Raw genomic sequence first — 23,488 nt, forward strand, 5'->3', positions numbered from 1 at the left:
GATGTGGCTTTTGTCGAACCACACGCCGTTCGCCGTAGAGCGCAACTGGACCCGCGACGAACACGGTCATGAGGTGTGGCTGGTGGCGATCAAGGGTTCGTTCGAGATCGATCCGGACGGCAAGCAGACATTGCTGAAAGACCAGACGCCGGTCACCAAGGCTCCGCTCTTTGGCGCGGATGCCAACGAGTTGCTGGACGAAAGCGATTTCAACATTGAGAAGAAACATACCGACGTGCTCATCGAGGGGCATGTTCGCACGCCGGGCGGCCAGCCGAGCCTGGAAGCGATCGCGCGTATCAAGATCGGCGACCTCGACAAGGCCGTCAGGATCATCGGTGACCGTGTTTTTCTGCCTGGTCCGGTTTCGGTTCGCATGAGCCGGCCGCAGCCCTTCTTCGAAATGCCGATCAGTTGGCGTCGGACATATGGCGGCACGGATATGGAGGAGTCGACGCCGGATTGGGATCAGCGCAATCCCCTCGGCACCGGCTTTTGCGTCAATCCGCAAAGGCTGGTCGGCAAGACAGCGCCGAACTTCGAATACCCGGATGCGCCCTATCGCGATCATCGCAGCGGCAAGCCGGCTGCCTTCGGCCCGGTGGCACGGCACTGGCAGCCGCGGGCGAAACACGCGGGCACCTATGGCGATGCGTGGGCGAAGACGAGAGACCCGCTCTTGCCGCTCGACTTCGACCGTCGCTACTACCAGTGCGCGCCCGAAGACCAGCAAACGAAAGCGCCGCTCATCGGTTACGAAGACGTGCGTCTCGGCAACTTCACGAAGGACGGCTTCTGGCGGTTCCTGCTGCCGCGCGTAACCTTCGTCATCACTACCGAATTCTACGGCCGGCCGGATCGAAGGCATGACGAGGTGGCGATCCACACTTTGCGCATCAACCCCGATCTCAGGCAGTTTTCGATCACCTGGATGTCGACGTTGCCCGTTCCCTTTGACGAAGAGCGTTTGAAAAACACGACGGTGCGGATCAGGCGGCGGAGCGGTGTATCGCCGACTGTCGCCGCCACCGGTGTGTGGCTGGTGGACGATTTCTGATGGCGAAGGGGGAAACCATCGTGGTGGTGGGCGTCGGCGCGCGCACGCCGCTCGGCTTCGATGCGGCATCAAGCGCGGCGGCTGTGCGGGCCGGCCTTTCGGCGATCCAGGACCATCCCTACATGGTCGACCGGTTCGGCGAATTGATGAAGGTGACGAGAGACAGGGGCATCGACATAATGCTCAACGGACCGGAGCGCGCCGTTGAAATCGCGCTCGCGCCGGCGATGGATGCGCTGCGCCCATTGCTGGCAATGGCGTCGTCGACGGAAGTCTCGTTGATCCTCTCGACCGGAGAATCGCGCCGCGGCCAACCGGAAGGCTTCGCCGTCCAGGTCAATTCCAAGCTGCGCACGCGGCTTTCGCAGCATGTGACCCTGGAGGGCGGCGGCTCGACCGCGGGCGGACATGCCGGCGGCCTGCTCGCGATCTATCACGGCTGCAAGCTGCTGCGCGACGGCAAGGCCAGGTTTTGTCTCGCAGGAGGGGTCGACACCTATCTGGAACCGGAGACCCTCGAATGGCTGGATGAGACCGAACAGCTGCATTCCGAAGGCAATATCTATGGCTTCTGCCCCGGCGAGGCGGCGGGCTTCTGCCTGTTGACCACATTGGCCACAGCCCGCGCCCTTGGTTTGCAGCCGCTGCTAGAGATCATCGCTACATCGACCGCCAGCGAAGGCAACCGGATCAAGACCGAAACGGTGGTGCTTGGAGAAGGCCTGGGTGCGGCGTTCAAGACTCTGTTCGAGGATGCGCCGGCCGACCCGGTCGACCGCATCATCTGCGACATGAACGGCGAGCGCTATCGCGGAAACGAATACGGTTTTGCCGTCATCCGAAATCCGGGCCGCTTCAGGAACGCCGCCGATTTCGAAACCCCGGCCGACTGCTGGGGCGATGTCGGCGCGGCCTCAGGGCCGCTCTTCGTGAGCCTTGTCACCGAGGCGCAAGCTCGCAACTATCAGAAGGGCCCTTTGTCGCTGATCTGGGCAAGTTCGGAAAACGGTGCCCGTTCAGCGATCCTGCTCGGCTCGCCCCGGCGTCCGCCCTGACCATGGGCAGCGGCGCCTACTGGACGTCAGGTGCGGCCATCCAGTTCGATCCCAGCGAAAAGCGGTGAAGCCATGCATCAGTGGCGTCCGCATTGGATATGAACCCGTCGCCAGCCAGCGGACCGACAGCGTCCAGAATGAATCCGTCGATCACCTCGGCCATACGCTGATAGACGAGCACCTTTTTGACGAGCCGGTTGCGGTCGAGCGCATCCGGTTCAGCGCCAAGCACGAATACCGTGGCGTGCCGCTGGTCGAACACTGTTATATCGGGATCTGCGCGCAGGTCTTCCGTGCGTGCTGCAACACCGGGATCGTCCCTGAAGGGCGAGCCCAGCGCATTCAACCAGCATGGCGATTTCAACTCGCTTCGCATCCTGAAGGGCGTCAGATCAAGCATGTCGATATCGATGCCCCAGAAGCGCCGCGCCTTGGCATAGATTTCGGTGAAAGCCTCGTCCTTCTTGTCTCTTGCGAAGGCGAAGACCGGCCCGCCATGCCCGGAAAAGACATCTAGCCGATCCACCAGTGTCCGCAGAAGCCCGGACAATTGCGCGGTCGCGAAATCGAGGGGAAAGAGAAAGCGGACGTACCAGGCCAGCCCCTGCTTCCTTCGCTTGAGCGCCTCGATATTCAGGTTGAATGTTCCGCGCGGATCGTCAATCTCGCAACCGTCCCAGAGCTGTGCCTCAAGGGCGCGGCCCTCGCTTATGCGCTTGCGCGCCGCTTCGAAGAAGCTGTAGGGCGAGCGCCTGACAGCGCGCGCCGATTGCGTCAGGACCGGATCCGCCACCTGCGACCAGAACGGCAATTCAGTGATCTTGAACAGCTTGAAGCGGTCCCTGGGACACACGGTCTCGTAGAGATCGAGAATCCAGTCGAAATCGTCGACTGTCAGTCGTTTTGGATAGACCACCACCTCAAGCAGGATCTTGTTGAGCGGCGCATCGTCGACCATTCTCGATGTCAGAAGCGCGTCGGGGAACCCCGGCGAACGTTCACTGACCGTCTTCATCGCCGGTATCCGCCCCTTCGCGCTCGACATCGATGGAGTGCCTCAGCGATTTCAGGAATTCAGTGAGGTATTCGTCGAAATCGCGGTATTCGCGCGTCAACTTGCCATCCTCATATTCCTTGAACGTCGCTTGCCCCCCTGGTGCCGGCGGCCACATGAAGAGATAGTTGTTGGTGTCCTCGCCCAGCACGACAGCGACTGCGTCTTCCGCCGGATTCTCGTCGCCAAAGTCCTCAAAGACCTCCCAGACCATTTCGAGCGTTTCCTCGAACCATTCCTCACGGCTTCCCCTGGTCCCCAAAATAGCGGCATCGCCGTCGAAGTCGGCCCAGCCGTTGTGCATCAACAGGAAAGCGCGATAGGAGGGCTCGATGGGAAAACCGCACTTCTTCTCGAAGCGCGCTAAGTCGTTTTCCGTCGCCGGCTTTGCCGGCGGATCGGTCATGTCCTCATCCAACGTCAGCCCGTCGAGCTCGCGCTTGGCCTCCAGAAGCGCGGCCACAAGTTCCGAGCGCTTTTTCTCGTTCAGCATGATGGCTCCATCAGCAGCAGTCTCCTCGCACTCCGGTATGCTGGTTGGGGCCGCTTGTTTTCAAATCGCTCATCGCGCCGCCGATCCATTTGTTCGGCCGGCGCGACATCCAGCGCAGATTGGAACCGCGGGTCGGATGGCCGTTGTGCTGGATTTCCTGGACGTGGTCCGGACTGAACAGCTTGTATTTCGGCCGGGTGCTTTCGGCCTTCTCCTTCAGCTTCTTCTTGCAGCCGGGCGAAACGTCGTGGAATCCCATATCCTCAGGCTTGCCCTCGCCGCCCGGCCCCTTACCCATCCTGGCGTAGCGCTTGATCGACTTGCAGACGTTGTTGCCTGAGTTTCTGGTGCCGGCGCCATCGGGCCCATATCTCTTGCCGGCCTGCTTGACCTCGGTGAACTCCGAACTTTTTCTGCCTTTCAACGCGTCATTGTATGACTTGATCTTGGCGCAAATCTCTTCAAGCTCGCACTTGTCGTATTCCTTGCGGGGCCGTCCGGATTTCGTTTTTCCTTTCGGCGCGCCATCGCACAGGATGACCAGTACCGTGCCTTCGGTCTTGCTGCGCGGATCGACATTGCCGCCGAGATCGACCGTGTTCTTGTCGTTGTGGAACTTCTTGTCAGTATGACGGCAGGCATTCTGGCCGTCCATCTTCACATCGAAGGAATAGGTGATCCAGTCCGTCGCCTTCATGTTGACGTTGGACTTCACGCCGCCAACGGTGCCGGGTTCGTCGCCATTGCTGCGGCTGTAGTGGGAGCCCTTGATGGCAATCATCTTGCCCTTGGCAAAGACCGTCGTCGTGCCGTCGGAGAGCGACGACTGTTCGGCGATATTGGGGTAAGGAAGCGGAACCGGCCCGCCCGGGCTCGGCGTCTTGCAGACGTCTGGGATCGTCGCCATCGACAGGCCAACAGTGCCCTTGTAGGTCAGGCCGAGATTGTTGACGGAGATGTGTGACGGCATCGCGCTACAACCCCTTTGCCCATTCCTTCACCCGCTCCGCCACCGGCAGATAGGGCGGACTGTCGTCGAAATGCGTTGCAAATGCCTCGCCCAGCACTTCCGGCTCGAGAGAGAACAGCTTGTCCTCAGACCGCGCTTGCGGAAACAGTTCCAGAAATGCGGCCCCCGCCGACACGGCCAGAGCCGGCGCGCGCATCTGGTGGATCAGCCAATGCAGCAAGGCGCGGTCTCCCAGCATGCCGGCGCCACGCACCGCCAGGGGCGCCGTCTCGGGTGATTTGAGCAGCCCGCCCATCCAGGCCCGCACATCCTTGTCGGGCGCTGCCTTGACCGCGGCGCGCAGCGCCGTCATCGCGTCAGGGCCGCCTCCAACCGCCACCTTCCGCAGTTCGGGACTGGCCAGGTCGCCAGAACCAAATTCCGTCAAGCCCCAGGCGGCCCAGAACCGGGGCAGCTCTTCGCGATCCTGCAAAGCAGTTCGCAATTCATTGACGAGGTCCGTTCGCCGCAGCTTGCCGGCAAGGCGCAGGCTGGCAGCGCGGACGCGCGCATCGGGATCACGCACGAGCCGTGACAGCATCTGCCTGGGGTCGACGCCGTGCCGGAGGCAGGCCGACACGCCGAGGAAGCGCTTGAAAGCGTCCTGCGCGCCGATCCAGTCGCGCACCTCGGCGGCGATTGTCTGCGGTTTGTGCCAGGCCAGCGCGCCGATAAGCCCGCATGCGTTGTCCTCGCTTTGACGGCCGAGCTCGAGGGTCTCGGCCAAGCGGCGACTGTCATTCTGCTCGATCGCCATCCAGGCGTAGAGAAACAGCTCGCCTTTTTCAGGGAAGTCCTCATAGGTGGCGACGATCAGCGGCCAGGCAGCCGGACCGGCGATGCGCAGACCATCGAGGTTGGTTTCCAGACGGTTGTCGACGCCCGCGACGACGGCAAGATCCGGCGGATCGGCAAGCATCAACGTGTCGCGCTGCGCCCAGAAGAACGCGGCCTGTTCGGCGTGCTGCCTGACGACGTCGCCAACGATCGGCCGTTTGGGCTCGCCTTTAGCAGTCTGGTTACGAGTTGCGGCCATCGTCAATTGAGGTCGATCGAGCCGCCACGGATCCGGTTGGCGGCACTTGCATGGCTGGTGACGTATGTGCCGCGAATGGTGATGCGGCCATCCTTTTCCATGAGGATCGCAGCCTTGCCGCAGCGTAGCTCAATACGCTCATCGCCGACAATGCGAACACGCTCGCCGTCACGCAGGATTTGCGGCGCGGCGGTCTTGCGCGCCGGCTCGACGATGCGGCCGACGATCAATGGCTTCATCGCGTCGCCTTCCTGAAACAGCAAGGCAACCTCTTGGCCGATCATGTCGGCAGTCAGTTCGGTCAGGCTGCGCGCAGGCAAGGCGGCTTCCTCCGGGTTGCCGGGAAACACCACCAGCGGCGAAGCGTCATCGTCGAAGCCGAGGAAAATCCCGATCACCACACCATCGATGCGTTCGCGAACGTCGCTCATAGCCGCCCCTCAATTCTCGCTGATCTTCGAGCCCTTCATGACTATGTCGCTCGATGCCTTGATGGTGATCTTGCCCGATCCCTTGACCGAGATGTCCTTGCCCTCAATTCCGATCGAACCATCCTTCTTCATCATGATCTTGGCCGATCCGGTCTGGATCAATATCTCGTCTCCAGCATCGATTACCAATTTCTTCCCGACCTTAATTGTACTGTCCTCGCCGACGCTGATCGAACTGCCCTTCGCGATTCCCAGCGAATGAGCCCCTCCGACCGTCGTGGAATCATCGGCCCCAACGCTGGCGCTGCGCGCCGCACCGACGTTGAATGATTGAGCGCTTCCAATGGTCACGCTTTGATCCGCGCCGACGTTGACGGTCTGCCCGGCACCGATGTCCCAGCTGTCTGCCGCGCCAATACTGTGACTTTGGCTGATCCCTACGCTGACCGACCGCGTTGCGCCAATGGTGTTCATCTGTGCCGCGCCCACCGTCCGCGTCTCCGAGGCCCCCACCGTATCGACACGCGCGGCACCGACCGTCACCGTCTGCACCAACCCAACCGTCTGCGAGTGGTTGGCGTCGATGTTTTCCGTCGAATTGGCGACGACGTGAATGGTCTCGTTGGCCATAACCGTCAGCGACCGGTCTTTGCCCACCGTTTCGGTGTCGTTGCTGCCGATGTTGGTGGTCTGGTCGACGCCGATCTTGACCGTCTTGTTGTTGCCGACGTCCTCGTCGAGGTTGTGGCCGACGGAGTGCTTGGCGTCGTGGTCGATGCGGTCGGACTGGTCGTGCTGGACCAGCTTGTTGCGATCGTGCTTGATCAGCAGGTGGTGGTCCTTCTGCGCCTGGAAATTGACCAGCTCGGAGCCGGCCTTGTCCTCGAACATCAGCTCGTTGTAACCGCCGCCGCCCTTTGAGGAATTGGACTTCCAGCCCGATTGCGTCGCATTGCCCGGCAGCCCGTAGGGCGGCATCTGCGAGGCGTTGTAGACCCGGCCGGTGATGATCGGCAGGTCCGGGTCGCCTTCGATGAAGTCGACGATCACCTCCTGGCCGATGCGCGGGATCTGGATAAAACCCCAGCCGCTGCCGGCCCAGGTCTGCGACACGCGCACAAAGCAGGAAGAGTTCTGGTCCTTCTTGCCTAGGCGGTCCCAGTGGAACTGCACCTTCACGCGCGCATATTTGTCGGTGAATATCTCCTCGCCGGAGGGGCCGACCACCGTCGCCGTCTGTGGGCCGCGCATGATCGGCCGCGGGGTGATGCGCGGCGGGCGGTGGGGCAATTTGGTGGGCGCCACGCCGAGCACCACCTTGAAATTCTCGCTATGGGCCTCGTTCTGCGTCCGGTAGCCCGGGTCGAACAGCCGGTATTCGGCGCTGATCACCAGATAGTCCTGGTTCTGGTCGTCGCGCGGAAAGCTTTCCAGCTTGAACTTGCAACCGGAAAAGAGGCCGCGCACGGTGCCCACCGCCGTGCTGCGCTGGTGCACCGCCTGAAGTTCCTCGCGGCGAATTCCCGCAATCGTGTCGCCTCGTCCGACATCGAGATGCGCGCCGGGCTGGCGGTAGTTCTCGCCCGCGGCCTCCTTGTGGCTGAAAGGCTGGGCGGACTTCGCCATCAGGTCGGCGCCCGGTTTCTCGAAATCATAGTCGGTGTGGGCATAGGCCCCCGGCCGCACCGCGCTGCCCGGAATCCATTCGGTGATGTATTCGATGTCGCGCCGCGAGCCCTGGCCCTCGAAATTATAAAGCACTTTCTCATAGCCGGGTGCTGCCTTCAGCTTGCTCATCGCGTCGCAGAGCACCAGCGTATGCTTGCCCTCGTCATGCTCGAAGAAATAGAAGATGCCTTCGTGCTCGAGCAGCCGCTGCACGAAATCGAGATCGCTCTCGTCATACTGGACGCAATATTCGCGCTGCGGATAAGACCCCTGCAGCCGCTTTTCGAATTTCGCGATGCCGTATTTCGAGAAGATTTTCTCGACGATCTCGACCGCCGTCATATTCTGAAAGATGCGGCAATCGGTGGTGTTGCCGAGGAACCAGAGCCACGGCCTGACCATCGCCTCATAAAAGGCCAGCCTGTCCTCGATGCGGATGAGCTTGAATTCCGACACAAGGCCGCTGAACCAGCGCTTCGGATCGGATTCGCCCTCGACCGAAACGACGCCGCCCAGCATCTTCAGCGGATCGACGTCATGGCTCTTCGAGACGAAGCCGACCGTATAGGCGAAACAGCGGCTGATCTCGTCGCGCCCGACGAGATGGGTGAAGGTCAGCACATCGCCGCCAGCCGGCGTCTGCACAACCGTGGCGCGTTCGTTCGGCATGGTCGTGCCCCTCCTGGACGCGGCCGCCAGTATGATGGATTGAAGCCCCCGCTATGTTAACCGCATCACGTTCGGGAACTTTTCGCACCCACCGCACCGGACCGTTTTCAGCCTAGCACATGTTTGGTGTCGGCCAAATAAAAGCTGCGGCTAAACCGCGCCAGGCGCCGGTGTGAAACGCTCCTCTCCCGCCGCGCGCGCAAGCTGCTAGAATGCCAGAGCAATTCCCGGAACAGCGCATGGCGGTTTTCCGTTCGGAGTTGCGTGAAAATAAGCATTTGTTGACCAAGTTCGGCGACGCTTCCGGATGTTCATCTCGCTCCAGATCAGCAATGTCGACAGGCTGCCGTCCGGCGCCGCCGCGAGCTATGCCGCCCGCGACCGCAGCTTCGAGATCGGGCGCGAGAATTGCGACTGGACGCTTTCCGACCCGGATAAGATCATCTCGGGCCGGCATTGCGAAGTCCGCTTCCAGGCGGGCGGCTTCTGGCTCTACGACATCTCGCGCAACGGCACCTTCGTCAACGGCTCCAGCCAACGCATGGCCGGTCCGCACCGGCTGTCGCATGGCGACCGGATGCTGATCGGCCGCTATGTCGTTGCGGTATCAATTGACGAGGAAGGCGCCGCCGCCGGCCATCCGCGAACCCGGCCCGGGTCGACGCAACGCGAGTTGCCGACATCTACGGGCAGACAGCTGGAGCTCGGCAAAGAGCCGTTCTTCAGTCGGACGGAACAGCGGCCCGGGCAGGGAGCGGCATCGACTTCTTCGGCGCTGGGGCCGCCCGCAACCCCGGCAAAGCCGGGTGGCCAGCCCGCGGGAACCGATACGCTGCTGCAGGATATCGCGAAGGCGGCCGGCATTTCGCCTGCCCTGCTTCAATCGCGCGATCTGCATGAGGTGGCCGCCGAGATCGGTACCGTGCTCAGGACCACGGTCGAGCAGTTGTCGCTGCTGCTCAAGGCGCGCGCGGCGGCCAAGGTGCTGGCCAAGAGCGCCAACCGCACGATGATCGGCGCCGAAAACAACAACCCGCTGAAATTCGTTCCCGGCACCGACGACATACTGGAGATCATGTTCGCCAAACGCCGGACCGGCTATCTCGACGCCGCGCACAGCGTCGAGGACGCTTTCCGGGACCTCAAGACGCACGAATTGGCCACTTACGCCGCCATGCAGGCCGCGCTTTCCAGGCTGCTCGACGACCTGTCGCCGGAGGCCATCGCCAGGAAGCTGCCGCCGGCCTCCTTCTCATCCAAGAAGAGCCAGGCGTGGGATGCCCTCGTCGCCACGTGGCGGGCGATGGAGGAGAAGCATGAAAACGGCATGCTCGACGTCTTCCTGGCCTATTTCAGCGAAGCCTATGCCAAGGCCAGCAAGCAGAAGTAGGTGGGGACCCGGGCTATGTGACGGGTCTCACAGAAGAAAGCGTTGCTTCGAGCATCCTGCTTTCCGATTTCAATCAGCTGCTTGTACGGTTAGGATAACGTACGGAAGCTTGCCTGGCGGGCAAAGCGGCGTGGCTTGGGGCGTGTGCAGCAATGTCATGTTTCGGCGAGATGAGCCTTTCCATCCGGCCCGCCGCCAAAGCTCGGCATGAAAAGCCAGAAACCGGCCTCATTTCAAGTCAGACAAATGTTCGCCCCGCCGCGACGGTGGATCGCCGATGAGTTCGAAGGACGATCCATCCCGGCCGGCGGACAAGACCGTCATCCGAGCGCCACGGCCAAGACAACGCTCGCCCGCGGCTCCCGCGAGTTCCTCTTCGGCTGGCGCTGAGCCCGCTGCGACACCCGCCAGGGAATCGACGGTTTTCGACCCCGGCGTCGGCCGGCGGATGCCGACCGGCTGGTCGTCCGGAACCGTGGTCGTTCAAAACGCGGTTCCAGCGGCTGCCGCTGCGGCGTCGGCGCCCGCGTTGCAACAGGAAATCCTGCTTAACGCCGCGGATGGCGTGAAATACGCCGCAGCTAATCAGATTCTCGCTGCGGCGGCGCCTTTGCTGATGCTGTTCGGCCAGTTGCGGCTGATGCCGGTCGAGCGGCAAGCGGCCCCTTTGGCGGAGCACATCGCCGAAGCGATCGAGACATTCGAGCGTGAGCTGGCGAAGGCCGGCATCGCCGAGGAGGACGCACGGCTCGCTAAATTTGCCCTATGCGAGACCGCCGACGATCTGGTCGGCAACCTGCCCTGGCCGAAGGACGACGGCTGGAGCGCGCACAGCCTGGTGCAGCGGTTCTTCCACACCAAGCCGACCGGGGCCGGTTTCTACGAGGCGCTGAACAAGATCCTGGGCCGGCCGGAGGGTCATCACGACCTGCTCGAACTGCTGCATGCCTGCCTGTCGCTCGGGTTCGAGGGCCAATATCGTGGGAGGGTGGGCGAACGGGACGCTCTCGAACGCGTCCGGCGCGACGTCTACGACACGATCCGCTATTTTCAACCACGCGCCGGGGACATCTCGCCCCATTGGCAAGGCATGGCGGCGGCGCTGTCAAAGCCCCGCGCGCGATTGCCGCTATGGGCGGTCGCGGCCGCCGCCGCGACGCTGGTGACGGCGGCCTTCTTCGGGCTACGGATCCTGATCACCGACGAGGGCGACGCAACAGCCGGCGAATTGCTGGCGCTCAATCCCTCGTCGCCGGTCACCATCGATCGCGCGAGCGTGGCCCCGCTTGCCGAGCCGGCGGAAGCCGCCCGGCCGGAAGCCACCCCGCCGGAAGCCAGCCCGCCGCCTGCCGTTCCCACCATCACGCAGATCGACCGCATCCGTGCCGCGCTCGCCAACGAAATCGCCGGCGGCGGACTGACGGTCGGCACCAAGGGCAACTTCGTCGTGGTCGAAATCAGCAACCAGGTCTTGTTCGCGCCCGGGCAAGCCGAGTTGAAGCCGGAGTTCCAGCCCATTGCGGCGGACATCGCCACGGCTCTCAATGCCGAGCCTGGACCAATCTGGATCGTCGGTCACACCGACAATGTGAAGCCGAAGAAGTCGAGCCAGTTCAAATCGAACTTCGATCTTTCCGTAGCGCGCGCCAAAGCCGTCCAGGCAATGGTGGCGAACGAGCTCAAGGACCCGTCGCGGGTCGCGGTCGACGGCAAGGGCGAGGACGAACCGATCGCCGACAATGCGACAGCTGACGGCCGCGCCAAGAACCGCCGCGTCGACGTGATGATCCCGAAGGAGGAGACGTTGTGAGCGCGCGCGGCGGGGAGCGGCACTGATGCGCTGGGTGCTGCGGCTGTTCAGCCTGCTCGCGCTTGCCGGTTTCTCGGCGGCAATTTGGTATGCCGGGCCGCTGATCCGGTATGCCGATACACGTCCGCTCGCACCGGTCTGGCTCCGGGCAACCATCATCGGCGTGGCCGTCGCGCTGCTTGCGCTCTTCTACGGCATCCGCTTCTGGCAAGCGCGCAAGGCGCAGAAGGCGCTTGAAACGGGCATCGTACGCAGCGACGACCGCAACGACGATTCACAAGTGCTCGAAGCGCGCATGAGCGAAGCCATCGCGACCCTCAAGCAGTCGAGCGGCAGGCGCAACTTCCTCTATGAGATCCCCTGGTACATCATCATCGGCCCGCCGGGCGCCGGCAAGACGACGGCGTTGGTCAATTCGGGGCTGAAATTTCCGCTTGCCGGCTCCGGCAATGCCCAGCCGCTGGCCGGGGTCGGCGGCACGCGGTCCTGTGACTGGTGGTTCACCGAGGATGCCGTGCTGATCGATACGGCCGGCCGCTACACGACGCAGGATTCGGATGCCGAGCGCGACAAGGCGAGCTGGCTCGCCTTCCTTGGACTGCTCAAGAAGTACCGACCGCGGCAGCCGATCAACGGCGTGATCCTCGCCATCAGCGTCGCCGATCTGATCGGATTCGACGACCAGCAGCTCGATGCGCATGTCACCGAGATAAGAAGCCGGCTGCGGGAGCTGCACGAGACGCTGAAGATCCAGTTCCCGGTCTACCTGCTCTTCACCAAAGCGGACCTCGTTGCCGGCTTCATGGACTATTTCGGCGATTTCGACGAGGCCCGGCGGCGCAAGGTCTGGGGCGCGACGTTCCAGACCACCGACCGCAACAGGAACATGGTCGGTGAAACCCAGGCCGAGTTCGACGCGCTGGCCAGGCAACTGGCGGACGAGATCGCCGACCGTCTGCAGGACGAGGCCGATCCGGTGGCGCGCATCGCGATCTTCGGCTTCCCGGCCCAGTTCGCCGCGCTGCGAACCCGCGTCGTGCGGTTCGTCACCAGCCTGTTCGATGCCTCGCGGGTCCAGGTGAATGTCAGCCTGCGCGGCCTCTATTTCTCGTCGGGCACGCAGGAAGGAACACCGATCGATCAGGTTCTGGGCGCGATCGGCCGCAATTTCGGCAGCGCTTCGCAGGCGCATCTTTCCGGCACCGGCAAGAGCTTCTTTCTGCACGACCTTCTGGCGAAGGTGATCTTCCCCGAAGCCGGCTGGGTCTCGTTCGACAGGACAGCGGAGCGGCGCGCCAGGCTCGCCAGATTTGGCAGCCTCGCCGCGATCGCATTGGCGGCTTTTGCAGCGCTCGGAGTGCTGGGCCTCAGCTACTTAGCCAACAAGTCGCTGATCGGCTCCACGAGACAGGCGATGGCGCAGTATCGCGACAGCGCGGATTCGCTGCTCAGGAGCACGACCGTTACCGATGTCGACCTCGAGAACGTCATCGGCCCGCTCGATCAACTGCGCAACCTGCCGGCGGGATATGAGACCGCTGGCCAAACCAAGCCGATCGAGGAGAGTTTCGGGCTCAGCCAGCGGGAGAGACTTCTGTCGGCGTCCAAAACCGCCTATCGGCAGGCGCTCGAGCGAAGCTTCCGCTCCCGTCTGCTGGTTCAGGCGGAGCGCACGATCCAGGCCAAGATGGCCGACCCGATCGCGCTCTACGAACCATTGAAGATCTATCTGATGCTGGGCGGCAAGGCGCCCAAGGTCGACGACGAGCTGATCGTCTCCTGGATGAAGCAGGATTGGGAGGGAAACCGCTACCCCGGCGAGAACAATCGCGAAGGCCGCGCGCAGCTCGAAAAGCATCTGCGCGCCATGCTGGCGCTCGACGATGCCTACGACCCGGTCTTCGAGCTGAACCAGCCGCTGGTCGAGGCAGCGCAACGCTCGCTCGGACGCATGAGCCTTGCCGATCGCGCGTCGGCGCTGATCAGGTCGGCGGTATACGCGGCAAGGCTCCAGGACTTTTTCGTTGCCGCCAAAGCCGGTCCGGAAGCGCAGCTGCTGTTCGAACGCATGGACGGCGGCGAGCTCGCCGACCTTGGCGTTCCCGGCCTCTACACCAAGGCGGGTTTCAACGGCTTTTACCTGCCGCAGCTCTCGCGCATCGCGCAAATGCTGGTCGATGACCAATGGGTTCTCGGCGGCGGCGGCGAGCAGGGCAGCATCGATCAGGACCTGCCCAGGCTCGGCCCCGAGCTCATCGACAGCTACGGCAAGGAGTTCGCTTCCGCCTGGAACGGCGCGCTCGGCCAACTGAAATTCAAGGCGATGCTGAAGGATAAGCCGCAATATATCGCGCTCTCCGCCGCCGCCTCGCCGGACTCGCCGCTGGACCGGCTATTCACGGCGATCGCCGAGGAAACCGCGCTGACAAAAGACAGCGCCGCCTCTGCAGGCGACACCGGAGCGGCGCAGCAGGACCCGGCTGTTATGGCCAAGGGTCTCGCCCGCATCGGTCTGCAGATCGCCGGCGGTAAGTCGCAGAGCCGCGCCGGGGCAAGCTCGTCCGCCACGCAGAATGCCGGCGCCACCGTGGAGGCGCAGTTCAGGCCGTTCCAAGCGCTGGTGAGCGGCTCCAGCGGTCGCCGCCCGCTCGACGCGCTGACGCAAAACTTCCACGACATCTATCAGAGCGTGAAGCTGGCAGCAGATGCCCCCGCGCAGACGGAGCGCGTCAACGCGAACCTGAAGCTGCAGATTTCGACGATGCGCGCCAATGCCTCGCGCCTGCCCAAGCAGCTCGCGCGCATGGTCGACGCGGCGGCAGACGAGTTCGAGGGTAATGTCGCCGAGACTTCCGTAGCCAACCTCAACCAGATGCTCGACGAGACGGTCACGCGCCCCTGCGAGGAAGCCGTCAACGGCCGTTATCCCTTTGCCGGCGACGGCAGCGAGGAAATCTCTCTTGCCGATTTCGCCAAGCTGTTCGCACCGGGCGGCCTGATGGACCGGTTCTTTGCGCAGAACCTGGCGCCTCTGATCGACATGACAGGCCAGGACTGGACCTGGAAGCAGGAAGCCCGCTCCGGCCGCGACCTCGCCAAATCGACCTTGAAGGCGTTCCAGTCGGCCGCGGAAATCCGCAGCGCCTTCTTCCCCTCCGGCGGTTCGGCGCCGTCGGTCTCGATCACCTTTACGCCCTCCTCGCTGAACAGCGAGGTCGATAGCGCGGTGCTCAACATAGATGGGCAGACGGTGCAAAGCACGCAGGCCGGCAATGCGCCGAGCACGGTGACATGGCCGGGCGGCGGCGCTTCCGGATCCGCGAGCCTCAGCCTGGCGCCGGAAATGCCCGGCCGCGTGTCCGCCCTCGAATTCGAAGGGTCATGGGCCCTGAAGCGCCTGCTGGACAAGGCGAGCGTCACCAGCAACGGCAGCGGCGCCGAAGCCCGCTTCGTGATCGGCGGACGCGACGTCGCTTACAAGATGGAGACCGGCTCTGGAGCCAATCCCTTGCTGCTGCCGGCACTGTCCGGGTTCAACTGTCCGAAGGCGTTTTGAGATGGCGCCGTCATGGTCGATCGGATCGTTCCCGAGCAGCACCGTCTCTCGCCTTCATTTCGATACTCTAATGTATGCGCTTGTGGCAAACTGGCCTGGGCACGCGGCCCATGGTTCGTCACAGAGGACGCTCGCGAAGCGCTTGGTGGCAAATTGAGCACTGTCGCCCTTCCCATTGAGAGCTTCGGCGTCAGCCACAAAGGCTGTGTGCGCGACCACAACGAGGACAACTATCTGGTCGAGCAGCAAGCCGGCCTTTGGGTGGTGGCCGACGGAATGGGCGGTCATGAGGCCGGCGAAGTCGCCTCCGCCAGCATCGTCGACCATCTGGCGACGATCGGCATTGCCAGCTCGGCGCCGGACCTGCGCGCGCGCTTCGAGGATAGGCTGAGCCGCGCCAATGCCGAGATCCGCAACATATCGCGTTCGCGCGGGATCACCATCGGATCGACCTTCGCCGCCTTGCTCGCCATGGACGGACGGTTCGCGGGCCTGTGGGCCGGCGACAGCCGCATCTATCTGGTGCGCGGCGGCACGATCTCGCAGATTTCCAGGGATCATACCGAAGTCCAGGAGCTGCTAGACCGCGGCATGATCAGCGCGGAGGAAGCGCTCACCTGGCCGCGCCGCAACGTGATCACCCACGCCGTTGGGGTCAGCGACGAGCTCGAGATCGATTTCCAGCAAGGCGAGCTGATGCCGGGGGATATCTTCGTATTGAGTACCGACGGGCTGACCGCGCATGTCAGCGACGCGGAGATCGAAGCCGCGGTCAAATCCGTGGCGCCGCAAGCAGCGTGCGAGAAGCTGCTGGAGACGGTGCTGGCGCGCGGCGGAACGGACAATGTCACCATCGTGCTGGTCAGGATCGGCGACGGGGGCAACGGACCGCTCCATGCAGATCGGTCCAGGGGCTGAGACAGATGAGCGACGACGACAGGACCCGGATTTCGCCGAACCTTGCATATACCGGCGTCGGGACGCAGCTCAGCGGCATTTACGAGCTCGACGAGCGCATCGCGTCCGGCGGCATGGGCGAGGTCTATCGCGGCCACAATATCCAGACCGGCGACCATGTCGCGATCAAGATCGTGCTGCCCGAGTTCGCGCGCGACCAGACGATACTCTCCCTGTTCCGCAAGGAAGCCTCGATCCTCAACCATTTGTCGCATGACGCGGTGGTGCGATACCACGTCTTCACCATCGATCCGGGCATCGGCCGCCCCTACCTGGCGATGGAGTTCGTCGACGGCCAGTCGCTGTTCGATGTCATGCGGCGCGGCCCGATGGCGCCGCCGGACGTGCGCCGGCTTTGCCATCGCCTCGCCTCGGGCCTGAGCGCTGTGCATCAGGCCGGCGCGGTCCACCGCGACCTCTCGCCCGACAACATCATCCTGCCGGGCGGCCGGGTCGAGCGCGCCAAGATCATCGACTTCGGCATCGCGCGCTCGGCGAATGTCGGCGGCGAGACGCTGATCGGCGGAAAATTCGCCGGCAAATACAATTACGTGTCTCCCGAACAGCTTGGCCTCTATGGTGGCGAGGTCAGCGAGCAATCCGATATCTACAGCCTCGGACTGGTGCTGGCCGCCGCGCTGCGCGGAAAGCCGCTCGACATGAGCGGTTCGCAATATGAGGTCGTCGAGAAGCGCCGCACGGTGCCGGACCTGTCGGACATCGATCCCGATTTCCGCGACCTCCTTGAAGCGATGTTGCAGCCGGATCCTCAAGACCGGCCCGCCAGCATGGCCGAGATCGCCAGGGCAACGCGCGACGACGATCTCGACGCGACCTTGCCGCCGCCCGGATCGTTTGCTCCGCGCGAAAGATCGGGCTTGCCGCGCGCCGGCTGGACGGCGTTGCCAAACACCAGTCCCCCGGCTTCTGCTGTCCCCGACGAACCGCGTTTCGTTCCGCATGTACGGCCTGCGCACCTGTCGCAACCGAGGCCTGCACCGGCGGCCGCTCCGGCCAGTGCGTCAAACCGACCTGCCGAGCGAAAGCCTTCGCGGATTCCGGCCTTAGCAGGCGGCGTCGCGGTACTGGCAATCCTGGCGGCGGCCGGCGTCTATTTCGGCGGCGCGTTGGCGCCTCCGCCCGCCGTGGAAAAGCCTGAGCCTCTTACGCCGAAGCCGGCGGCAAAACCCGTAGCGCAAACGCCCAAGCCGGCACCGGAGGCATCGAAGCCCCAGCCAGAGGCACCGCAACCTCGGCCGCAAGCGCCGGCCGAACCGCAGCCGGAAGCACCGAAGGCCGACAACTCTGCCAGCGTGGAGCCGGCGAAGCCTGCCGCTCCGGCTCTGCCGCAATCGCAGGACAAAACCGTCCAGAAAAAGGCGGAGGTAGAGACCGAGCAGGAAACCCAGCCGACACCGCCTGCCCTTTCGGAGAGCCCGGCCAAAAACAACCAGGCGCAAGCCTCGCAGCCAGCGGAGGCCGAACCGGCCCAGTCGTCGGTCGAGAAATCGCCGGCACCCCTGCCGAAGGCAGCGGAAAACCAAACGCCGTCGAGCCCGACAGCGGAAGCCACTCCTGCGCCGGAAGCAAAGCCGCCTGCGACGAAACCCAGCGCATCCGACCTCGTCGACGCTCTGTCCAAGTTGTCGAAGTCGAAGACGCCGGCGCCCCAGGTTACGCAAAACCAAAACCAGGCACCGGCTTCGACTCCGCGCCAGCCGACAGCGCCCGACGCGGCCGCTCAGCCGGCAAGGCCGAAAGTCTCGACCACACAACCGGCACCACTGCCGCAGCCACCGCTGGCCAACAAGCCATCTCAAAATACCGACGTCGCAATCAATCTGCCAAAGCCCCAGGTTCCGCCGCCGGCAAACAAAACCGACGAGTTGGCTCAGCGCGCCTCCTGGGTGCGCGACTTCAGCGGCGGCAATTGCTTCTACGCGACCCTGACATCGGCAACGGGCACATCCGCAGCGATCGAGGGATTCGGAACGGCCGTGCAGCCTTTCGAGCAACTGCTCGGTGCGTTCCAGTCCAGGTTCAACGTCGAGCCGGACATCAGCGTGCGCCTGATTACCCCATCACAATGCGGCGTACCCACCTTCCTGCACATTCTCGACGGTAGCGAGGCTGAACGACCGCAGCTCGTGCTCGACCGGACATCGGTGCCCGACGGATCACCAATCAGCGGCACCCTAGTGACGCGCGGGGGGCTCATCTCTAGCGTGTTGCTGGTCAACCACAATGGCACCGCCTTCAACCTCGACAGCCGCATGGTCGCGCAGCCGGACAGGGCGACCTTCAAAATCGCCATCGATCTCGCCGCTGACGACAAGGCGACCGGCAAGGCTTTGCCGCAGGTCATCCTGGTGATCACCGGGCCACGGGACGTCCAGGCCGCGATGTTCGCCGGCCCGACGCCCGCCTCGGAAGTGCTGCCCAAGATCCTTAAGGAGATCCAGGCGGACGATTCCGGATTTTCGGCCACCGCCAAGTATTTCCGGCTTGGCGGATAGCGCGGACGCCGATGGTTCTCTGCCGCCTGCTCTCTTCCACCCTGTCCCAGTCACGCAAGGAGCGCGGACCGATCCGGTCTGTTGCCGATCGCATGGGCCGCATGAAGCTTGCTGCGCTTGCCGGCACCGCGTTGCTCTCCGTCCTGTCCGTCAACAAGGCACACGCCGAATTCACCGTCTGCAACCAGACGCTCGACGTCATCAATCTCGCCGTCGGACAGAAGGTCGACGATGCCGACCAGACCGACGGTTGGTGGACGATCGGCGCCAACCAATGCGTCAACGTCATCCGCGAGGAGCTGACCAACCGCTACATCTACATCTACGCCACGGACGTCTTCGGCCATGCGATCCTCACCGGATCGATCGATATGTGCATCGACCGGCGCCGCTTCTCGATCCGCGGCATCGACGAATGCTGGCAGCGCGGCCATATCGCCGCGCGCTTCGTCGAGGTCGACACGCAGGAGCAGGTGCGCTGGACCTATTTCCTGACCGGGAACAGCCCGTGACGCACAGCATCGACACGAGCTTCAAGTTGAAAAAGGAGGCGCGCCTGGCCGAGCGGCGACGCCAGCTCTTGCGCTGGGTTTTTTCCGGCGTCGCGGCACTCGTCTTCGTCTCGGCAGCCACGGGTTTCTACCTCACACGCGATTACTGGTCCTTCGGCGACGAGGACGAGGAACTGCATCCGGTCGAGGGAATGGAAGACGTGCCGCCCGATGCTTCGGTCTATGTGCCGGCGATCATCGACCTCGCCGGAGATCCGATGTGGATCACGCTGGCGCCCGACGCCGACACGGCAACGAAGGGCAAGACTGTCGCGCGCCCGGCCGAGCTCGACAGTTCCGGCGCCTCGCCGCAGATCGAAATCCTGTCCGACGTGATGCTGAGCGCCAGCGAAAAATTCATGACGACGATCCCCTCGACGCAAGAGGATTTCGCCTTCTTCCAGGCGCAGCGGCAGACCGTGACCAAACCTCCAGCGAGGGGAACCGATCAGCAAGCTGCCCCGCCCGCACCGGTTGCAGCCGACGACCAGCAAGGCGATCTTGAGAACGACCTTCAGGCGGCACCCGACGAAAGCGAAGCCCCTGCCAGTTCAGCGCCCAAGGCGGACGCCGATGATCCAGAGGCGGGCTGGGGCGAGACCGTCGACCAGGGCGAGGCCGCCCTTCCCGCTTTCAAGAAGACCCAAATCGAGAACAACACGACCGTTGCGACCGTCACCAGCGAATACCAGCGCTTCGACGCGACCGAGGACACCTTCGTAAAAATCCTCAACGACCGCAGCCTGGACAGCGTCGTCGCCGATGCGCATTTCTCTGCCGATGACGCGAAGCTGGCGGGCGAAGCGCTGAAGACGCTGTTCAACCGCGATGGGCTGGGGGCGGGCTTTGTCGTGGCCATGCGCGGGTTCAGGCCGAACCGCGAGACCACCACCATGTCGCTCATGCAGGTCTCGATCTACGCCAGGAACGTCTATGTCGGCACGCTGACGCGCAATGCTGCGGGCGCGTTCGTGTCGGGTGTCGATCCGTGGGTGCGGGAGGACCTGTTCAACTATTCAGGCGCATCCGACGAAGGCGGCCCCAAGCGCCAATATCGCCTGCTCGATGCGATCTATTCAACGGCCGCGCGCAACAAAGTTCCGACCAGCGTGATCGGGGAGGCGATCATGTATCTGTCGCGGGGGCAGGATCTCGACGCCTTCGCCAGCGAGGACCAGCGGCTGGTGCTGATCTACTCGCAGACGCCGCGCGGCCAGGGCGAGATCTCCGGACGGGTCCTCTATGTCGGCGTTCAGGGCACGGAGAAGACACTCGACTGTTTCGTCTTCCAGCAGAGCGACGGCCAGTATGCGTGCGTGACGGGCAATGACGAGGTTCGTTCTCTCAACGTCACCAACGGCATGGTCACGCCGGTGAGCGGGGTGATGACCTCGACCTTCGGCCCGCGCAAGCACCCGATCCTGGGCACCGTTCGCATCCATAAGGGCGTCGACTGGGCCGCTCCGGTCGGCACGCCGATCATGGCCGCCTTCGACGGCGAAATCACTTTCCAGGGCGATGGCGGCAGCTACGGCAATCTGGTGAAGATTACGCATGCCAACGGGCGCGAGACGCGCTACGCGCATATGCAGAAATTCGCCATCGCAATCGGCGTCGGCACCAAGGTGAACGCCGGCGACGTCATCGGCTATATCGGCACCACCGGACTTTCGACCGGCCCGCATCTGCATTTCGAGCTCTACCAGAGCGGCCAGGCGATCGATCCGCTGGGTACGGTCACCACAGTCGCCACCTATGCTTCCGGTGGCTCCGGCGGCGGCTCGGGCGATCCTGCCGTCGAGACGCTAACCGACCGCATCGTCCATGTCGAAAGCGGCGGCAGCGCGCGAGCCAAGAATCCGCTTTCCTCGGCGACCGGCGCCGGCCAGTTCATCACCAAGACCTGGATCCGGATGATGAACACCTACCGGCCGGATCTCGCCCGGTCGCTATCGACCGCCGACCTGCTCGCACTCCGTTACGACGCGACGCTGTCGCGCGAGATGGTGCGCAACCTGGCGCGTGAGGGCGAAGCCTATCTTCGCGCACGCGGCCATCAGATTACCGCCGGACGGCTCTATCTCTGCCATTTCCTGGGCATGGAAGGCGCCGCCCAGGTGCTGGCGGCGCCCGGCTCGGCGCAATTGAGCGCAGTGCTCGGGTCCGCCGTGATCCAGGCGAACCCTTTCCTTACCGGCAAGACCACCAGCTACGTCATCGACTGGGCGGAACGGAAAATGGGTCAGAAGGTGACCCGCTTGGCGTCCGATCAGAACCAGCAGACGACCACGACCCAGGTCCGGCAGACATCGCCGGAGTTCGAGAAATACAAGCAGGCGATAACGGCTCTGGTCAATTCGATTCAAACTACGCTCGGGCCTGGTTAACCCCCGGTTTCAACCCCACCACATATCGCGCTCGACGGGCCAAGCTGTTTGGTTTCCCTACCTGTGAATGGTATATTAGCGCGTGGTTGCAAAGTTTTTTGTGAACCAAAACTGTGGCCGGGATCACATACGTCCAGAAGCCATTTTTGGCAGAAGCGACTTTGTCGCGAGCGGAATTTAGCATGCGCAGACACCGATAACGCGCCCCGATGGGGCGGAGGGCTGATCCATGAAAGCGTTCGCCGTCCTTGTGAGTGGATTTATCCTGTTTGTCCTTGCCGCGTTCAGCGCGCAGGCTGCCCCGCCAGACGCCGCCAAGCGCGTCGCGCTGGTCATCGGCAACAGCAAATATGTCAACGCCGTGCCTTTGCCCAATCCAGCCAACGACGCGCAGCTCATCGCATCGACGCTGCGCAATGCCGGCTTCGACGTAATCGAAGGCGTCGACCAGGACAATCAAGGCATGCACAGCCTGATCAGCCGCTTCACAGAGGAATCCTACAATGCCGAGCTCGCCGTGATCTTCTATGCCGGCCACGGCATGCAGGTCGACGGCAAGAACTACCTCATCCCCGTCGACGCCGAGCTGACGTCGCCGGCCTATCTCAAGACCCGCACCGTGCAGATCGACGAATTCATGGCGGCGCTGCCGCCCGATCCCGCCGTCGGCGTCATCATCCTAGATGCCTGCCGCGACAATCCGCTGGCAAGGACGCTAGCCGCTTCGCTGCCCAAGAGCCGCTCGCTCGGCGCCGGCCTTGCGCCAGTCGAAGCGAAAGCGGACGGCGTAGGCACCGGCGGCGTGCTCATCGCCTATGCGACAGACCCCGGCGCCATCGCCTTCGACGGCAACGGCTTCGACAGCCCCTACTCGCTGGCTTTGGCCAAGCACCTGACCGAGCCCGGCGTCGAGATCCAGAGCGCGCTGACGCGTGTGCGCGGCGAGGTGACTGAGGCCACGCAAGGCCGTCAGCGTCCCTGGCACAATGCATCGCTGGGACGCGAGGTCTTCCTCGGTAAGCCCGCGGCGCAACCAGCCGCGCCTGCAGCCAAGACGACGGCGGCGCCTGCTCTGGTGGCCAGCGAACCGCCTGCCTGGGAAGTCGAGCAGCGCCTGTGGGACGAGGCCTCGAAAAAGAACGCCATTCCGTTCTACGAGGCCTATCTCGATCAGTTCCCGAATGGCCGCTTCGCGACGGTGGCCAAGCTCAACATCGATCAGCTGAAGGATCCGAATGCCAGCAAGCAGGTCGCGGCCCTCGATACGAACGCGGCGAACGCCAATCCCGGCTCGGCCGTGCGCACCTCGGTCGGCATCACCGACGAGATGAAGCAGACGCCAGGCACGGAGCTGACGGAAGGCGCGATCGGGCTCGATCATGACGGCCGCATCGACCTGCAGCTGCGCATCGAGGCGCTGGGCAACGAGCTTGGCCAGGTCGACGGCAACATCGGCCCGAAGACGCGCCAAGCGATCAGCGTCTGGCAGGGCAAGAACGGCCTGCCGCAGACCACCTATCTGACACGCGAGCAGTTGGCGTTCCTGCTGATCCAGACCGACCCGATGATGGATGCGGTCCGCGCCAAGCATGCCGCCGACCAGGCCCGCGCCGGGCAGCCCAAGAAGCAGGCGGTGCAGCAGACCCGCACGTTGAAGCCGGTAGCGCAAAAGCCGCGCAAGAAGCAGCAGGTCGTCCAGAGGCGGCGCGAGAGCGAGACCGTGGTTCGCGACGATGCCCCGCCGCCGAACGACGACAACGACTTCCTGACCAAGGCGCTGATCTTCGGCACCGGCATCGCGGTGGGCGGTGCGCTTCACAAAAATTAGCCGTTTCACGCAAAAACGGGA

Annotated in this window: 16 protein-coding genes; 10 read left to right on the forward strand and 6 right to left on the reverse strand. The window is 63.7% G+C overall.

Annotated elements, in window-relative coordinates:
* Position 1 precedes the first annotated feature (1 nt).
* Together CK220_RS15520 and CK220_RS15525 are read left to right on the forward strand one after the other, a co-directional pair.
* Positions 2-1,057 carry a DUF2169 domain-containing protein gene (locus tag CK220_RS15520; RefSeq protein WP_095812364.1) on the forward strand — a complete coding sequence of 352 codons (1,056 nt, stop codon included), beginning with the start codon at positions 2-4 and terminating at the stop codon, positions 1,055-1,057.
* A complete protein-coding gene (locus tag CK220_RS15525) occupies positions 1,057-2,112 on the forward strand; it encodes a beta-ketoacyl synthase N-terminal-like domain-containing protein (RefSeq protein ID WP_095812365.1) in 1,056 nt (351 codons plus the stop codon). The genes CK220_RS15520 and CK220_RS15525 overlap by 1 nt, the downstream gene beginning before the upstream one ends.
* Before the next feature lie 16 nt (positions 2,113-2,128).
* On the opposite strand, the gene CK220_RS15530 is transcribed toward CK220_RS15525, so the two are convergent.
* The 6 genes from CK220_RS15530 to tssI are packed head-to-tail and all read right to left on the reverse strand — an operon-like array spanning position 2,129 to position 8,472.
* On the reverse strand, positions 2,129-3,127 hold the full coding sequence (locus tag CK220_RS15530) for a type VI immunity family protein (RefSeq protein WP_176479099.1): 999 nt from the start codon (positions 3,125-3,127) through the stop codon (positions 2,129-2,131).
* Positions 3,111-3,659: an SMI1/KNR4 family protein gene (locus CK220_RS15535; RefSeq protein ID WP_095812367.1), complete on the reverse strand. Its 549-nt coding sequence runs from the start codon at positions 3,657-3,659 to the stop codon at positions 3,111-3,113. The genes CK220_RS15530 and CK220_RS15535 overlap by 17 nt, the downstream gene beginning before the upstream one ends.
* 10 nt (positions 3,660-3,669) lie before the next feature.
* A complete protein-coding gene (locus tag CK220_RS15540; RefSeq protein ID WP_095812368.1) occupies positions 3,670-4,629 on the reverse strand; it encodes a DUF4150 domain-containing protein in 960 nt (319 codons plus the stop codon).
* Positions 4,630-4,633: 4 nt separating this feature from the next.
* Positions 4,634-5,704, reverse strand: a complete 1,071-nt coding sequence (locus CK220_RS15545) for a HEAT repeat domain-containing protein (protein ID WP_095812369.1) — start codon at positions 5,702-5,704, stop codon at positions 4,634-4,636.
* A 2-nt stretch (positions 5,705-5,706) separates the two neighbouring features.
* Positions 5,707-6,135, reverse strand: a complete 429-nt coding sequence (locus CK220_RS15550; RefSeq protein ID WP_095812370.1) for a DUF6484 domain-containing protein — start codon at positions 6,133-6,135, stop codon at positions 5,707-5,709.
* Positions 6,136-6,144: 9 nt separating this feature from the next.
* Positions 6,145-8,472: a type VI secretion system tip protein TssI/VgrG gene (tssI, locus tag CK220_RS15555; protein ID WP_095812371.1), complete on the reverse strand. Its 2,328-nt coding sequence runs from the start codon at positions 8,470-8,472 to the stop codon at positions 6,145-6,147.
* Positions 8,473-8,779: 307 nt separating this feature from the next.
* Between tssI and tagH the strand changes: the two genes are divergently transcribed.
* The 8 genes from tagH to CK220_RS15595 all read left to right on the forward strand — a co-directional run bounded on the left by tagH (position 8,780) and on the right by CK220_RS15595 (position 23,467).
* Positions 8,780-9,862: a type VI secretion system-associated FHA domain protein TagH gene (gene tagH / locus CK220_RS15560; protein ID WP_095812372.1), complete on the forward strand. Its 1,083-nt coding sequence runs from the start codon at positions 8,780-8,782 to the stop codon at positions 9,860-9,862.
* A gap of 529 nt (positions 9,863-10,391) precedes the next feature.
* A complete protein-coding gene (gene tssL / locus CK220_RS15565; RefSeq protein WP_348629661.1) occupies positions 10,392-11,672 on the forward strand; it encodes a type VI secretion system protein TssL, long form in 1,281 nt (426 codons plus the stop codon).
* 25 nt (positions 11,673-11,697) lie between these two features.
* Entirely contained in the window at positions 11,698-15,228 is a 3,531-nt protein-coding gene (gene tssM / locus CK220_RS15570; RefSeq protein ID WP_176479100.1) for a type VI secretion system membrane subunit TssM, read from the forward strand.
* Between the two features lie 153 nt (positions 15,229-15,381).
* Positions 15,382-16,146, forward strand: a complete 765-nt coding sequence (locus tag CK220_RS15575; RefSeq protein WP_095812375.1) for a protein phosphatase 2C domain-containing protein — start codon at positions 15,382-15,384, stop codon at positions 16,144-16,146.
* 5 nt (positions 16,147-16,151) lie between these two features.
* The gene (locus tag CK220_RS15580; protein ID WP_095812376.1) at positions 16,152-18,701 is read left to right on the forward strand and encodes a serine/threonine-protein kinase; all 2,550 of its coding nucleotides are present in this window, start codon (positions 16,152-16,154) and stop codon (positions 18,699-18,701) included.
* A 101-nt stretch (positions 18,702-18,802) separates the two neighbouring features.
* A complete protein-coding gene (locus tag CK220_RS15585; protein WP_095812445.1) occupies positions 18,803-19,213 on the forward strand; it encodes a DUF1036 domain-containing protein in 411 nt (136 codons plus the stop codon).
* Positions 19,210-21,639 (forward strand): M23 family metallopeptidase, encoded by a 2,430-nt coding sequence (locus CK220_RS15590; RefSeq protein ID WP_095812377.1) that lies wholly within the window; start codon positions 19,210-19,212, stop codon positions 21,637-21,639. Before CK220_RS15585 ends, CK220_RS15590 begins: the two co-directional genes overlap by 4 nt.
* A 229-nt stretch (positions 21,640-21,868) precedes the next feature.
* Positions 21,869-23,467 carry a caspase family protein gene (locus tag CK220_RS15595; RefSeq protein ID WP_095812378.1) on the forward strand — a complete coding sequence of 533 codons (1,599 nt, stop codon included), beginning with the start codon at positions 21,869-21,871 and terminating at the stop codon, positions 23,465-23,467.
* Positions 23,468-23,488: the final 21 nt, after the last annotated feature.

Source organism: Mesorhizobium sp. WSM3860, from assembly GCF_002294995.1.
GTDB lineage: Bacteria > Pseudomonadota > Alphaproteobacteria > Rhizobiales > Rhizobiaceae > Mesorhizobium.

Excerpts from the sequence above, each read along its gene's own strand:
- tssM (WP_176479100.1), top strand. The coding sequence starts at position 11,698 with ATGCGCTGGGTGCTGCGGCTGTTCAGCCTGCTCGCGCTTGCCGGTTTC.
- CK220_RS15540 (WP_095812368.1), bottom strand. The coding sequence starts at position 4,629 with ATGCCGTCACACATCTCCGTCAACAATCTCGGCCTGACCTACAAGGGC.
- CK220_RS15545 (WP_095812369.1), bottom strand. The coding sequence starts at position 5,704 with ATGGCCGCAACTCGTAACCAGACTGCTAAAGGCGAGCCCAAACGGCCG.
- tagH (WP_095812372.1), top strand. The coding sequence starts at position 8,780 with ATGTTCATCTCGCTCCAGATCAGCAATGTCGACAGGCTGCCGTCCGGC.
- CK220_RS15550 (WP_095812370.1), bottom strand. The coding sequence starts at position 6,135 with ATGAGCGACGTTCGCGAACGCATCGATGGTGTGGTGATCGGGATTTTC.
- CK220_RS15580 (WP_095812376.1), top strand. The coding sequence starts at position 16,152 with ATGAGCGACGACGACAGGACCCGGATTTCGCCGAACCTTGCATATACC.
- tssI (WP_095812371.1), bottom strand. The coding sequence starts at position 8,472 with ATGCCGAACGAACGCGCCACGGTTGTGCAGACGCCGGCTGGCGGCGAT.
- CK220_RS15520 (WP_095812364.1), top strand. The coding sequence starts at position 2 with ATGTGGCTTTTGTCGAACCACACGCCGTTCGCCGTAGAGCGCAACTGG.
- CK220_RS15595 (WP_095812378.1), top strand. The coding sequence starts at position 21,869 with ATGAAAGCGTTCGCCGTCCTTGTGAGTGGATTTATCCTGTTTGTCCTT.
- CK220_RS15535 (WP_095812367.1), bottom strand. The coding sequence starts at position 3,659 with ATGCTGAACGAGAAAAAGCGCTCGGAACTTGTGGCCGCGCTTCTGGAG.
- CK220_RS15585 (WP_095812445.1), top strand. The coding sequence starts at position 18,803 with ATGAAGCTTGCTGCGCTTGCCGGCACCGCGTTGCTCTCCGTCCTGTCC.
- CK220_RS15525 (WP_095812365.1), top strand. The coding sequence starts at position 1,057 with ATGGCGAAGGGGGAAACCATCGTGGTGGTGGGCGTCGGCGCGCGCACG.
- CK220_RS15530 (WP_176479099.1), bottom strand. The coding sequence starts at position 3,127 with ATGAAGACGGTCAGTGAACGTTCGCCGGGGTTCCCCGACGCGCTTCTG.